10 protein-coding genes and 2 pseudogenes are annotated in these 14,729 nt (G+C 43.1%); 8 read left to right on the top strand and 4 right to left on the bottom strand.

Going from position 1 to position 14,729, the window contains the following annotated elements; genetic code table 11:
* Positions 1 to 77 precede the first annotated feature (77 nt).
* Entirely contained in the window at positions 78 to 800 is a 723-nt protein-coding gene (locus M5V91_RS20285) for a glycerophosphodiester phosphodiesterase (RefSeq protein ID WP_009335929.1), read from the top strand.
* Between the two features lie 226 nt (positions 801 to 1,026).
* On the opposite strand, the pseudogene M5V91_RS20280 reads toward M5V91_RS20285, so the two are convergent.
* The 3 genes and pseudogenes from M5V91_RS20280 to M5V91_RS20270 all read right to left on the bottom strand — a co-directional run bounded on the left by M5V91_RS20280 (position 1,027) and on the right by M5V91_RS20270 (position 3,645).
* A pseudogene (locus tag M5V91_RS20280) lies at positions 1,027 to 1,466 on the bottom strand (hypothetical protein).
* 9 nt (positions 1,467 to 1,475) lie between these two features.
* Positions 1,476 to 1,825, bottom strand: a pseudogene (locus tag M5V91_RS20275) (ASCH domain-containing protein).
* A gap of 128 nt (positions 1,826 to 1,953) precedes the next feature.
* Positions 1,954 to 3,645, bottom strand: coding sequence for a glutamine--tRNA ligase/YqeY domain fusion protein (locus tag M5V91_RS20270; protein ID WP_019380099.1), 1,692 nt, complete (start codon positions 3,643 to 3,645; stop codon positions 1,954 to 1,956).
* Positions 3,646 to 3,946: 301 nt separating this feature from the next.
* On the opposite strand from M5V91_RS20270, the gene M5V91_RS20265 reads away from it, so the two are divergent.
* The 7 genes from M5V91_RS20265 (at position 3,947) to M5V91_RS20240 (ending at position 13,174) form a co-directional block, all read left to right on the top strand.
* Entirely contained in the window at positions 3,947 to 4,711 is a 765-nt protein-coding gene (locus M5V91_RS20265) for an alpha/beta hydrolase (RefSeq protein ID WP_050807844.1), read from the top strand.
* Positions 4,712 to 4,895: 184 nt separating this feature from the next.
* Positions 4,896 to 6,098 (top strand): MFS transporter, encoded by a 1,203-nt coding sequence (locus M5V91_RS20260; RefSeq protein ID WP_034297759.1) that lies wholly within the window; start codon positions 4,896 to 4,898, stop codon positions 6,096 to 6,098.
* A 443-nt stretch (positions 6,099 to 6,541) separates the two neighbouring features.
* Positions 6,542 to 8,029 (top strand): hypothetical protein, encoded by a 1,488-nt coding sequence (locus M5V91_RS30615; protein WP_369425905.1) that lies wholly within the window; start codon positions 6,542 to 6,544, stop codon positions 8,027 to 8,029.
* Positions 8,014 to 9,288, top strand: a complete 1,275-nt coding sequence (locus tag M5V91_RS30610; RefSeq protein WP_369425904.1) for a hypothetical protein — start codon at positions 8,014 to 8,016, stop codon at positions 9,286 to 9,288. Before M5V91_RS30615 ends, M5V91_RS30610 begins: the two co-directional genes overlap by 16 nt.
* A 178-nt stretch (positions 9,289 to 9,466) precedes the next feature.
* Positions 9,467 to 11,917: an ATP-binding protein gene (locus tag M5V91_RS20250; protein ID WP_284521468.1), complete on the top strand. Its 2,451-nt coding sequence runs from the start codon at positions 9,467 to 9,469 to the stop codon at positions 11,915 to 11,917.
* Positions 11,918 to 11,955: 38 nt separating this feature from the next.
* Positions 11,956 to 12,261 carry a response regulator gene (locus tag M5V91_RS20245; RefSeq protein WP_260508180.1) on the top strand — a complete coding sequence of 102 codons (306 nt, stop codon included), beginning with the start codon at positions 11,956 to 11,958 and terminating at the stop codon, positions 12,259 to 12,261.
* A gap of 97 nt (positions 12,262 to 12,358) precedes the next feature.
* Entirely contained in the window at positions 12,359 to 13,174 is an 816-nt protein-coding gene (locus M5V91_RS20240) for a CheR family methyltransferase (RefSeq protein WP_009335921.1), read from the top strand.
* 165 nt (positions 13,175 to 13,339) lie between these two features.
* Here M5V91_RS20240 and M5V91_RS20235 read toward each other — a convergent pair whose 3' ends face one another.
* A complete protein-coding gene (locus M5V91_RS20235; RefSeq protein ID WP_251175354.1) occupies positions 13,340 to 14,482 on the bottom strand; it encodes a PP2C family protein-serine/threonine phosphatase in 1,143 nt (380 codons plus the stop codon).
* Positions 14,483 to 14,729 lie beyond the last annotated feature (247 nt).

Below are 14,729 nucleotides of genomic sequence, written 5' to 3'. Positions count from 1 at the left end.
GGATGAAAAAAATGGTTTTGGGGCAGGCCGTAGAATAGAATATTAATAATGATGTTGTTGACTTAGGAGGAGATAATTTGAATAAAAGAGCAAAAGTCTTTGCACACCGCGGCGTCAGCGGACATTTTCCAGAAAACACGATGGCCGCCTTCCAGGCCGCATTGGAGGCAGGGGCAGATGGAATTGAATTGGATGTGCAGATGGCGAAGGATGGAAAGCTGGTGATCATTCACGATGAAACTGTGGATAGAACAACGGGCGGCACCGGTTATATAAAGGACATGACCTTTGAAGAAATCCTGCGGCTTGATGCAGGGAGCTGGTTTGGGAATGTTAACACCGGCGAAACAATTCCGGATCTGGAGCAGCTTTTACAATGGGCAGTTAGGGAAGGCAACGAACTGCTGATTAATATTGAATTGAAAAATGATTTGATTGAATATCCCGGGATGGAAGAAAAGGTTATTGATCTTATTCTAAATTATAAATTGGAACAGCGTGTCATAATATCATCTTTCAATCCAGAGAGTCTGAAAAGAGTCCGGGACTTGCATGCCACTTTGCAGACGGGCTATTTGATTGAAGGCATCCCTGAAAACACACTCGAAATGGCAAAAAAAATAGGGGCAAACAGCATTCATTGTGAAGAGGGGTTTGCTCTATCGGAGTTTGGGAGGGAAGCAAAAGAAGCAGGGTTTCCGTTGCGGGTATATACCGTAAATGATGAAACCCGCAGCGGATTGTTAAATAATGCCGGAGTCGAAGTGATTATGACCGATTTTCCGGAAAGGTTTTTGTAATAAAGAGTTTATTGCCTATGTAAATTCCGTTTATCTCCGAGACATTTGATATATCCGTGAAAATATCAAGATATTCGCGAAATTCAGAATATATTCACGTAAACAAAAATTCCGCTAAAATTAGGATTTATCAGACATTCGGATATAAACACGAATTCGAATGCCATGCAGCAGAATGCCATCAAAAAAACAAGCGCGGATCTCCAGCGCTTGTTTTTAGTTAACTCTACCAAAGTACAGGTTTGGCCACCATGAACCAGAGCATGAGCATTAATAGAAAAAGGTAAATCCAGACTGAGCGGGTAAGTTTCCTGACAAGAAACTGCTGATCTGCTCCAGGCGCATCAAATTTCTTCAGAACGGGAGAAAAGGCTCGGGCGAGAAAAAGACAGAGCCTCCCATTACCGCCAGGGTCGCAACGATCCAGGATGTCGTCCAGCCCCAATGGCTGTTCACGATAAGAAGGACACCCGAGCCTACAAGTACATGTCCTGCATGCTTGACAAGGCGCACGGATGTCCTGAAGATGCTTATGTATGCCTGCTGAACCCCGGGCTCAGCCGATTCCAATTTATTGACGATTGGAATCAGAACAAAAAATGGGCCAACAGAAAGTATGGCACTGCTGACATGGATGTACAGCAGTATTCGGTACAGTATGTCCATTCCGGCAGATTACTTCTTCACTGCGCTGAATTCATGAACCCATACACGCATCTGCGGAAGCCATGGCATTCCCGGATGCATGGAAAGAATGGATTGTTTGTAGTCTTCCAAGCTTTCGAAGCCTTCCTGGCGGGCATGCTCGTCTGTTAATTCACCAAGGGATTGGGAATAAACTTTATTTACAACAAAGTCCTGGCCTTCAAGTGTCATGATTTCCCCGACATCAGCATATCTGCCATTACGGCGTGTGGCTGTTTTTTTCCTGCAAGAACCTTCTCCACGTCCTCTTTAACTGTGACCATTCTGTCTACGGAACAGGTTTTTGGCGGTAATGTATTTGGATCATGCTGATTTGACATTATGCTATTCCTCCTTATGTAAATGCTTACCTTTTAAACCTTACCATATTTTCAAGCCGGAAGGTAGCTGTGTTTAAGAGCAGTTTTTATAAAAAAGGCTTGAGGAAATTCTTCCTCAAGCCTAAAAATTACTTTAACTTAAATGAACTCTTCAGTGATACAATCCTGTTAAAAACAGGTTTTTCTGCTGTTGTGTGTTTCGGGTCGACATTGAAATACCCATGGCGGAAGAATTGGAATTTATCCTGGGCTTTTACATCCTTCATGTTAGGTTCAATGAAACCATTAACAATTTCAAGTGAGTTCGGGTTCACGTAGTCAAGGAACGTTTTTCCTTCAGCATCGCTTTCAGCAGCATCATCTGTGTCTGCCTCAGCGTTCTGATCGGCATCTTCGTCAAGAATCAATGGCTCGTATAAACGGAATTCAGCCGGAATAGCACTCTTTGCATCCACCCAGTGAAGGGTACCCTTCACTTTTCGTCCTGTAAAGCCTGTTCCGCTCTTTGTTTCTGGGTCATATGTGCAATGCAGCTCAACAACATTGCCATCCTCGTCCTTGATGACTTCGTTGCACTTGATGAAGTAAGCATGCTTTAAGCGTACTTCATTGCCAGGGAAGAGGCGGAAATATTTTTTCGGAGGATCTTCCATGAAATCGTCCTGTTCTACAAAAATCTCTCTCGAGAAAGGAATTTGGCGTATGCCCATCTCCGGGTTTTCTGGATTGATTTCCGCATCAAGCATTTCAGTCTGATCTTCCGGGTAGTTCGTGATCACAACCTTTAACGGGCGAAGCACACCCATTGTACGAGGGGCTTTTAATTTCAGGTCTTCGCGGACATAATGCTCAAGCATAGCTTCATCCACCACACCGGAACCTTTTGAAACACCCGTTTCTTTTACGAACTCGCGGATTGCTTCCGGAGTATAGCCCTTGCGTCTTAGACCGGAAATCGTCGGCATGCGCGGGTCATCCCAGCCGTCAACATAATTCTCTTCCACAAGCTGCTTCAGTTTTCTTTTGCTCATAACTGTATTAGAAATATTCAGGCGGCCAAACTCGATTTGCTGCGGTGTGCTTTCCATTTCACACTCTGCGACAACCCAGTTATATAGCGGACGCTGGTCTTCAAACTCGGTTGTGCATAAGGAATGGGTAACCCCCTCGATTGCATCCTCAAGCGGATGGGCAAAAGCATACATCGGATAGATGCACCACGTATCACCCGTATTATGGTGAGTTGTATGTGAAACACGATAGATAACCGGATCACGCAAGTTCAGGTTCGGTGATGACATGTCGATCTTTGCTCTAAGAACTTTTGCTCCATTTTCGAATTCCCCGCCCCGCATACGTTCAAATAAATCAAGATTCTCTTCAACTGAACGGCTGCGGTATGGGCTTTCTTTTCCAGGTTCTGTCAGCGTTCCGCGGTATTGGCGGATCTCTTCCTGGCTTAAGTCATCCACATATGCCTTTCCTTTCTTGATTAAAAGAACTGCACGGTTATACATTTCCTCGAAATAATTCGAAGCAAAGTGAAGCTCCTCCCACTCGTAGCCAAGCCATTTAACATCTTCTTTAATGGCATCCACAAATTCCTGATCTTCCTTTAGCGGGTTCGTATCATCAAAACGGAGGTTCGTCTTGCCATTAAAATCATCTGCCAGGCCGAAGTTGATGACAATCGATTTGGCATGTCCGATATGAAGATAGCCGTTCGGCTCAGGCGGGAAACGGGTAATAACCTCTTTACGCTTTCCCGATTCCAGATCCTCTTTAATAATCGTTCGTATAAAATTTGAATTGTTTTCCAAACCGGTATCAGCCTTTCTGTTTATGTAGTTAGTACTTATTTTAATAAGTTCGGGAAGGAAAATAAAGCGAAACTTCCCTTTGCTGCGCTCCTGCCGCTTGCTTTTTGTTTAGAGGGCAATGCTGCTTATTTCTTTATTCATTCTATCTATTATAAACAAGACGATGCTGGAAAAAAGTTTTTCTGAAGACTGGATGCGAAGTTTTACAAAAATGTTAAATATTTTCAAATAAGGAGGGATAGAGTGGGGTGGGAAGAATACCTCTTATTAGGAATTAATCTATTGAATGGAGGAATGAACCTTGTCTGAAAAGTATCCGATTATAGAAGGCGCAGAACCTTTTTATTATGAAGGAAATGAGATTGGGATTTTGGTTTCACATGGCTTTACCGGTTCAACTCAAAGCATGCGTCCGCTTGGGGAAGCTTATGCAAATGCAGGGTATACGGTCTGTGGTCCACGCTTGCGGGGACATGGCACTCATTATGAAGAAATGGAAACAACGACCTATCAGGATTGGATTCATTCTGTTGAAGAAGGCTATCAGTGGCTGAAAGAGCGCTGCAGTACGATATTCGTTACAGGTCTGTCGATGGGCGGCACCCTGACATTGTATATGGCCGAGAAATATCCGGAGATTAAGGGGATTATCCCGATTAATGCAGCAATTGAGATTTCTGATATGGAGGCAGCAGCCAGCCTGGAGGATGTCCGCTTCCTTGATGCAATTGGTTCAGACATTAAAAACCCTGATATAAAAGAGCTTGCCTATGAAAAGACACCGGTTAAATCGATTGGTGAAATAACGGAACTGATGAAGAAGGTCAAAGGCGATTTAGAAAAAGTGAATTGTCCTGCGCTGATTTTTGTCTCAAAAGAAGATCATGTAGTTCCGCCTTCCAATTCGCAGGAAATATACAGCAGCATTAAATCGGCTGCAAAGGAATTGGTCACCCTGGACAACAGCTATCATGTGGCAACACTGGATAACGATCAGGACATCATTATAGAAAGAACACTGCATTTTCTGCAGCGGGTACTGGAAACAAGCAGTCTGCAGGGGTGATGGGGGAGCTTAATCTGGCTCCTTTTTTTATGGACTTTATTATAGAAGATTTTCATTGTCTTAATAAAGTTCTACCCCTTGATATGATGCAAAATTCCCGTTCCTTTTTCCAATCAGTTATGGTAGTATTTAGTGATGCGAAATAATTAACTGATTTATTCTGGAGATAAAAGGAAAGCGGGGGATGCAGTTGGTAAGGGCTGTAAAAGAGACTTTATGGACCAAGTCTTTCATAATGCTGATGATCGGGAATTTATTTGTCTTTATGTCGTTTCAGATGCTGATTCCGACACTGCCCCCATATATAAAGTCCATAGGAGCAACTGGTCTTGAAATTGGTCTGGTTACGGCGCTGTTTTCGATTGGAGCCGTTTTGAGCAGGCCTTTCATCGGATTTATGCTTGAATATAGAGCAAGGAAGCAGCTGGTGCTGATAGGGGCAGCGGCGCTTCTGGCCATAACGGTTATTTATCCGCTGTCAAGCGTGGTGATGATTTTTCTGCTGTTCCGATTCATCCACGGACTCGCTTGGGGCTGGTCAACTACTGTGAATGGTACGGCAGCAGTAGATGTAGTGCCTAATTCCCGTCTTGGAGAGGGAATGGGTTACTATGGCCTTAGCGTTACAATCGGGATGATCATCGCTCCGAGTCTTGGAATCTATCTATATCAGATTACCTCTTTTACCAATCTTATTTATATCTCGAGTGTACTTGGCGTAATTGCCATTGGGCTCCTATCCATTGTTCGCTACGAAACGCCTGCAGCTGTTCTGGAAACAAGGAAAGAGGATCTGAAATTCTCTTACTTAGACTCTTTAATCGAAAAAACCAGCTGGTTTCCTGCCTTTATTACGATAATTGTGACATTTGGGTATGGTTCCATCGTAACGTTCATTGTTATTTTTGGAGAAGAGCGCGGTATTGATCAAATTTTCCTTTTTTACCTGTTCAATGCGATCATGGCATCGCTTTCGAGACCGATTTCCGGAAAATGGTTTGACCAGCGGGGGCCAAAGGGACTTGTCCTGCTTTGCACGTTCCTGACCTTTATCGGCATGTGGGTACTTTCTTTCGCTCATTCGAATTTGTTTATTATCATAAGCGGAATTTTGTTCGGAATTGGCTTTGGATCATTGATACCTACTCTGCAGTCTTGGACACTATCAATGACACCATCCAACCGCAGGGGTGTGGCAAATGGAATGTTCTTCTCATCTATCGACCTTGGCATTGGGCTAAGCGGCCTTGTGTTTGGTGTGCTTGCACAGTTTGTGGAAACGGCAGCCCTATTCCAAATATCAAGTGTGTTCCTGATTCTAGGCATGGCTGTTACAATCCTCTATGGCAGACGGCGCTCAGCTGCCCGGCCGCAGCAAGCCTCTTGATGAAGAATATAAACTGGCAGGCAGGAATATATATTTCTGTCTGCCAGTTTTTATTTTGATTGGGGTGGTATTAATATATAGAAGCTGGTTCTAACTATTAAGAATATTACACAGGAATACAGCAATGTTTCAAAAATGATAGAGAAATGAAATTTTTTGCAGAAAAATTTTTGTTACAATATAAGGATAAAGGATGAAAATTGGCGCATTATGCGTTTTTTATAAAAGATAAGAAGGTAAACTCTGAAGTTAGATAACTGTCTAGCTCCAGGCGCCATCGGCTCGAGGTCATAAGCCGATAGGCGGGCGCCTTCCGCTTTTCTTATAAAAGCATGCTGATAAAGCCCTATGATATTAGGAAATCAGCAGGCTGTTCAATAAAACTCTTTTAAAAGCCGGTGCCTTTAGGCGCACTTTTAAAAATAGCACTGCGGGGGATCAAGATGACTTTAGAGAAGCAGCTAATCAGCAAAACCTTTTATGAGACCTTCATGGAATCTAATGAAAATGTGCATCCGATCAGGGTTTTGGGTGAACTGTATGTTGCTGAGCAGCAGAACGAAGTGCCCGATTTAACCAATATCCGTTTCGCCCAGGGTGAGGTGTATTTCCTTAACAAGGATTACGAAGCGGCCATTTTTAAATGGGAGAGCATTCCGAATGAATTGGGGCCATGGGCACAGAAAAATATGGCTGATGCCTATTTTGAATTGGATTTGCTTTCAAATGCAGAGGACTTTTACAAATCGATTGAGACAGATTCAGAAGTGCTGAAAACCGAAGTGCTCCTTCAGCTGTTTTCACTTTACATACAGCGCGGCAAGCTTGAAATGGCTGTTGGATCCATTAAAGATGCGGTCCGGTTAAATCCGGATTATCCGGATGTGACTGATCTGGCACGCGGATTCTTTGAGGAACACAGCGATTGGGGAAATGCGGTGGAGCTGGCTGTCAATGAAGCAATCAGGACGGAATCCCTATCTTGGTTTGAAGTTCTTCATTCGTATGTGGACCAGGGGCGGACAGCTAAAATGGAGCCGAACTATTTCAGCGAGGCGCTTTCGGTGTTATACCGTGTGGACCATGCTCATTTTGAAAGTTTATCAGCCGCTCTATGGAGTAGCTACAAGAAATCAGGTCTTTATTTCTCATGGCTGAAAGAATATAACCATCTTCTCCTGAATATGGAGCCAGGGCGCTCACATACATGGGGCCAGCTTTCCGAGCTTTACAAGGATACTTATTTTGAACTAATCAGCGGTAAGCATCTAATCAGGGACTTATCACACCTGATACCGAATCATATAACTAACTGGTTGAAAATAGCTGCACCTTCGCATTCCCTTGTTTCGGCCTCGGCAGTGCTGGCGTGGAGCGAAATTTTCCCGTCTAATATTGATTCCTCAGCTGTCAGCGAGGCAGAAGGCCTTGTGAATCGCTCTGTCCGCTATCAGGACGGCTTGGAGGAAAGCTTCAAGCTATTTGAAAATGTCATGAAATGGGCGAAGGAAAAGGGCGTGCTGATGGGTGAACGCTTTGAATGGATGGTCCGTGAGCTCCTTGATTTGGATGCAGGGCATTTGCTGATTGCCGGTACGGCATCAAATGGGAAATCCTCGTTTGTCAACACTCTTCTCGGTGAAGAGCTGATGGGAGATTCCACTTCTGCCTCAGTGCTGTTCAAGGATAGTGATGTAGCGGAAATTCATGCCGTTACGGACGAGGAAGTCCGGAGTATTTCTGACCTGGAGGACTTTAGGCAAAGCGCAGAAAAAGCCAGCAGACACTTATACGATGCAGAATGCCATTCGCCTTTTTACAGAATAATAGACTTGCTGTTATTGATACGCCAGGTCTTGCGGGGCAAAGCAAATTCAGAAATGGTGTGTTCCAATATCTCCATTTCGCAGACAGCATGCTGTTTGTCCTGAATGCGGATTCGCCTCTGACAGATAAAGAGCTGGATCTTGCTGTGAGAATGAGAGAACAGGCTCCGGAATTGCCTATTCATTTCCTTCTCAGTAAAATGGACCGGATTCCAGACAGCCAGGATGCCATGGATCTTCTTGATGAAACTCAGTCCCGTGTTCATACCTACTTTCCAAAAGCAAAGGTGTTTGCTTTCTCCGCCTATTATGAAAGCGAAAGCCAGCTGAAAGATTTAGCAGTCTTTATCAGGTCGATGATGGATGGACGGGACCGGAAAGAAGAGCGTACAGCAAAGGTTCTATACTATGTTAAAAAATCGATCAAATTCCTTCTTGAAAAACGCGTTGAAATGGAAAACAGCTTGATTGACACTATTAAATGGAACGAAGAAATGGTAACAAAACTTAAGGGTGCCAACAATCAGCTGAGTGATATGGAAGAAGAAAAGGTCCGGACAATTAAAAAGTCCTACAGTCAAATTAAAGATAAAATGAGACAGGATCTTGAGAAAAAGATTCCGGAACTGCTTCGGAATTGTTCAGAAATGGTGACAGAGGACAGTGATTTTGGAAAAATCCACACTGAACTCAATGACGAAATGAATAATCGGGTACACGAATATATTGAAGAGACGGTTTTGCCGGATTTCCATGTCTCCATTCAGGAGTGGATTGCTGAAAGTGAAGGAGAGTTCAGAAGCAGCCAGGCATATCTGGATGAAATGAGCGAAAGCTTTAATGAGCTATATGGCGAGGAGAAAATCTCGCTGGCCTGTGACTTCAGGGTGCTGGATGACTGGCGCCGCGACGCGGATCGAATGACGCGGGGAAGTGTTCAGCTGGAAAAGGCCAACATTCTAAACCGCTTTTCGCCATCGCAGTTCCTGCTGAAGAGTGCAGGCAAGCTGCTTGGTGCGATCCAGCAGAATAAAGCCATGCTCCATAATAAATATAAACAGTTCATTGAACACGAAGATTATAGCGAGATCGCAGAATCCATCACCAATAAATTCATGCAGCAATTCGAGCTTTTCGAGAAATCGCTTGAACGGGATATTAAAATGTTCTTCAGAAATCCGTTTGATGTATTGAATCATACGGTTGAAGAGACCTATACGGACATTGCAGATAATAAAGAGGCTTTAAGCGATATGCGCAAAAATCCTGAGATTTACCAGGATCCTCTGACACTATTTGACCTGAAGCTCCGCCAGTTTGAATGGATGACTTCAGCAGGGGAGAAAGTTAAGGAATATCGTTAAACATTAGGAAGGAGTTTTCCTTCCTTTTTTTATGAAAAAATAGAAAAACAGGTTTGATTTATACCGAATAAGGGTAAAGAAGCCAGTCTATTAAAATTTTTAAGCTCATAAACGTGAACAGGAACTTGAAAACGGAAACAAAGATAAAGAAAAATTGGGGGAAAGAAGGAGAGAACAGGTGAGCTTTAAGAGAAAGCAAATAATGGGTTTGGGCCTAACTGTATTTTTTATGTTTATTCTAATGTTTGTCATTCTGTCTATGGTGAACGGAATGAAGGCAAACATGCTGGAAATTGTGGAGGATCGCTATTATAAGGTAAACCAGGCTACAGAGATCAGACAGCTTTTTTATCAGACAGATCAGCAGCTGCTGAGTGTGCTCACCGACATAGAATCGGCAGATCCCGCCATGACGGCTGAATTGATCGAGGCAAACCATGAAGGGATACAAACCCGGATTTTGAAATTGGAAAATGAATTAAATAGACAGAAATCCAGTCTGCTATTAAAGGAAGTAGAACAGGCATATGAATCATATGCCCAAATGCAAAACAGCTTCATTGGATTAATGGGAAGCAGAGATCTGGATTCCTTGGAAGATCTGTACAGGGATGAAAGGGAAAACCGGAACTCTCTTCTAGTAAAGCTGGCTGAATTTAAAGAATATCAGGAATCCATCATGGCTGATTCGCTGGAAAATGCAAATGAAACATATAGCCAGTTAGTAGCGACTTTGGTTGCTGCGGTTGCAATAGCCATTATTTTAATCGTCGGAGTTACGGTTTGGGTGATTAGAAGTACAGGCAGAAGCATCAGCTTAATTACAAAAGGGATTAAGGATATTGATTATCAAGACCTTTCTTCCATCTCAAGGCTGAATATTGAAACAAAAGATGAGATCGGTGAAATCGCGATAGCCTTTAACTCTATGGCTGATTCACTCGAGAACTATTACGAAAAAGAACAGCGCTATTCGGCTGAAATCAGTGAGCAGAACTGGATTCAAAGCCAGTCTGCTGCATTAGTAAGCATCTATAGCCAGCATGTGACCATAGCGAATTTGGCAGATGATTTTATTTCCAGGCTGGCACCTGCCGCCGGAGCCAATCTCGGAGTCTTTTACGTGAAAGATGACAGCGGAAGCAAACCTGTATATAAAAAACAAGCTGCTTATGCCGATGGGGCGGAAGATGCAGGAAGAGACTTTTTCTTTGCTGGGGAAGGAATAGCAGGGCAAACAGTCAGGGATAAGAAAACAATATTCCTTCATGATGTTCCTGAGGATTACAAGGTCCTATCAACCGGTTTGGGAGATGTCAGGCCGAAAAGCATCATGATGGCACCCGTCATGCTCAAAGACGAGGCCGTTGCAGTTGTGGAATTGGCAAGTTTGCGGCCATTCACTGATGCACAGATCAAGCTCCTGGAAAAAGTAATTGAAACATTAGGAATAGCCATTACGAATATTTCAGGAAGAATGGAGATCGAACGCTTATTGGCAGAATCTCAGGCACAGACAGAGGAACTGCAGGCACAGGCTGAAGAGCTGCAGTCCCAGTCGGAGGAGCTGCAGGCGCAATCTGAAGAAATGCAGAGTCAGTCCGAAGAGCTGCGTATGATTAATGAACAGCTTGAAGAGCGCTCCAGAGATGCGGAAATGAAGTCTGAAGAACTTCAGGCTGCCAAGGAAGAGCTGGAGGAAAAAGCAAAGCAGCTGAGTTTAAGCTCAAAATACAAGTCAGAATTCCTGGCAAATATGTCGCATGAGCTGCGCACGCCGCTTAACAGCATATTGCTTTTATCAGAGATGCTGGCAGAAGACCCGGATCAAATGCTAACTGAAGAACAGAAGGAGTTTTCCAAAGTTATTCATACATCAGGACAGGATTTGCTTACCCTGATCAATGATATTCTGGACCTTTCAAAAGTGGAAGTAGGAAAACTGGAGATCAGCTTTGAGGAAGTCAATATGGGTGAAATGTCGCAGCGTATGAATCAGCATTTTACACAAGTGGCAAAGCATAAAAACCTTGAGTTTACTGTAAGCTCTTCAGAAGAAGTGCCGCCTGTATTCCATACAGATGAGCAGCGGCTGCAGCAAATTGTGAAAAATCTCCTGTCAAATGCATTTAAATTTACGGAAGAAGGTTCAGTAGCAGTCACTTTTGAAAAAGCTGCACAGAGCGATTTCTTTGGTTTGCCGTTATCCGCCTATACAGATGATTGGCTTAAAATAACAGTGCTGGATACAGGCATTGGCATTCCAGCAGAAAAGCAGCAGCTGATTTTTGAAGCCTTCCAGCAGGCTGATGGAGCCACGATGAGAAAATATGGCGGAACGGGCCTGGGATTGTCCATCTCCAAGGAATTTGCCCAGCTGCTCGGCGGCATATGCAAAGTGGAGAGTGAAGAAGGAAAAGGAAGCCGTTTTACACTGGTCATTCCGAATCTGCCAAACGGCATGCCTGAAATTGAGGCAGGAACGCTTGCTTTTGAAGAAGCTGCTGTAACCGCAGAACCTCTGGAGGAAGTGTCTGAGCCAGCATCCCCCCAGCCGCTGAAGGAAATAGTGAAGCAGACCATCAGCATACAGGTACCGAGCTTAAAGATAAAACAGTCATTGTCGTAGATGATGATCACAGAAATATTTATGCGCTGAAAAATGCTTTGAATAAAGAAGGCATGAATGTCCTTACAGCAGAAAACGGGATGCAATGTCTGGATTTAATAATGGGGACAGAAAAGATTGATATTGTGCTGATGGATATTATGATGCCGGTTATGGATGGTTATGAAACCATGAAGAGGCTTCGCGGGCTGGACAGGCATCAGGATGTTCCAATCATTGCCCTTACTGCCAAGGCAATGAAAGGCGATAGGGAAAAGTGCATGGAAGCCGGTGCAACAGATTATATCAGCAAGCCATTAAAACTGGACCAGCTGCTGTCCGTTATGAGGGTGTGGCTTTCATAGAAGGAACCAGGGGAGCGCCATTTCTAATGTACGGACAGACAGAGGAGCATTCCCCGTATCCATAATTTTATTCTCGAAAGTTGAGGAATGACTAGAATTGAAAAAGGAAGAATTAGAGATAGATTTACTTTTAAAGGCCATTTACGGTTTATCCGGGTATGATTTCCGGCAATATATGCGCTCTTCCATTACAAGGAGGATTCAAAATCGCATTAGCAGGGATCGGCTGCCCAGCATAACAAGCCTCACAGAGAAGGTTATACATGAAGATGGGTATCTGCAAAAGGTCCTGAGCGATTTTTCAATCAATGTTACCGAAATGTTCCGGGATCCTTCGTTTTTTAAAGCTTTTCGAAATGAGGTTGTCCCGATGCTCAGAGAATTGCCTGAGATCAGAATCTGGCATGCAGGCTGTTCGACTGGAGAGGAAGCCTATTCCATGTCTATTTTGATGGAAGAAGAGGGTTTGGGAGAACGAACTAAAATTTATGCCACAGACATCAATGAAAAAGTGCTAAAAAAAGCAGAGAGCGGAATGATCCCTTTGCAAAAAATGCAGCTCTACACAAAGAACTACATTATGGCAGGCGGAAAAAAATCATTTTCTGAATACTATACTACAGATTGTGAAGCAGCTTATTTGAATTCATCCCTGCTTAATCGAATGGTTTTTGCGCAGCATAATCTGGTGACCGATGGCTCATTTAATGAATTTCATGTGATTATATGCCGCAATGTCATGATTTATTTTAATACTGATCTGCAAAGCCATGTTTTTAATCTTTTCAATGAAAGCCTCAGCATGGGAGGGTTTCTGGGACTTGGAAGCAAGGAAGCGCTGAGGATGGAAGTGCCTGTATTTGAAGAAATCAACCTGCAGGAAAAGATTTTCAGGAAGACCGCTCCAGCATAAAAAAGCGGAAACGCCTTGCCCGCCCCCTCGAGGGGCAGGCGCAGGAGCTGGACAATACTCAAAGTTCAAAAGGAATCACATTTTTATCTTTTATATAAAGACAGAGTGCGGACCCTATTTCAGGGACTGCACTCTGTTTTTTTGCAAAAATATTATGTATACACACTAATCTGCCTGGACCAAAACAACACACATATCATCATCAGCGCTTGCCTGCTGCTGTTTAGTCAGAATCATATCGATTGGCTCTGCTGTTCTGGCTGCATTCCAATGGAAGGATGCGAAGCGCTGAAGATATTCACAAGGGTTAAGATTATTCTGCTCCACTGCCTCCTCCACTCCGTCCGTAAACAGGAGCAGCTGGATGGAGTCTATATAGGGAATTGTTTCTTTTTGTATCGTAATATCTTCAAAAAAGCCTACTGCACACATATTGCTTGATAAGCTGAACATTTCCTTTTTATCTGTGAGCGCATATCCGGTTGGATGTCCGGCATTCACATACTCAACGGTTTTGTCTTTTTTATTAAGGACGAGGTAAATGGCTGTAAAATAATATGGAATCCGCTGATTGCGCTGATTAAGGGAATTCATCCACCGATTTAGTTCCTTCATGACGTATTCAGGATCGCTGCATGTTCTGATGGCATCCCTTAGAACAGAAGAAATAAACATGCATACAAGGGATGCTGAAATCCCGTGGCCCATCATGTCCAGCTGGATGGCAGCAAAGCGGTGTTCATCTATTTGGTGCCAGTAATACATATCCCCTGCAAGTTTGTTGGCTGGCAGGTAGGAAGCTTTTAACAGTGTATGTTCATGATAAATCGGCTCGCTCAGCATGCTGGTCTGAACCTGCATGGATAAATCCAATTCATTCTTGATTTTATTTTCCTGCTCCTTATGCCAGTCCTTTTCATATTTAAGTCTTAAAGCAGCACGAATCCGGGCAAGCAGTTCCGTTTTATTTATGGGCTTCATAACATAATCAGTTCCGCCCGCATCAAGAGCCTCAGCTACCTTATTTGAATCTTCCAATGCAGTTACAAAAATCACCGGTATATCCTTTAAATGCGGAATCTGCTGAAGCCGCCGGCATGCCTCAATTCCATCCATCTCCGGCATCATAATATCCATTAAGATAATGTCTGCTTTTATATCAGCTGAAAAAGGTGAATATCCCTGAAGATGCTGAAACATATCCTTTGCAGAAGAAAACGTTAAATGGTCTTTATAACCCGCGCGTTTTAATATATGCTGAATGACAAATAAATTGGCTTGATTATCGTCCACAATTAGGATTCCCATAGACTTTTTCCCTTCCCGTGTTTTACGATTTAATTCTTTATATAAATATCCTTAACATATACCCCGTTTTGACAAGGGGAAAACCATAATATTAATAGTTTATTTGCTTTGGGCAATTTGGCAGAACGGCATAAAATAAACTTTATATTGTAAGCGTTTTCTTTTGTTTTTCTGAAATAATATTATAAAGTGATATAATCACACAAACTAGCTATATTAAATATATCTATATAACTTTGTGTATTTT

The sequence above is a fragment of the Cytobacillus pseudoceanisediminis genome (genome assembly GCF_023516215.1).
GTDB lineage: Bacteria > Bacillota > Bacilli > Bacillales > Cytobacillaceae > Cytobacillus > Cytobacillus pseudoceanisediminis.
This window is presented reverse-complemented; position numbering and strand designations above follow the sequence as displayed.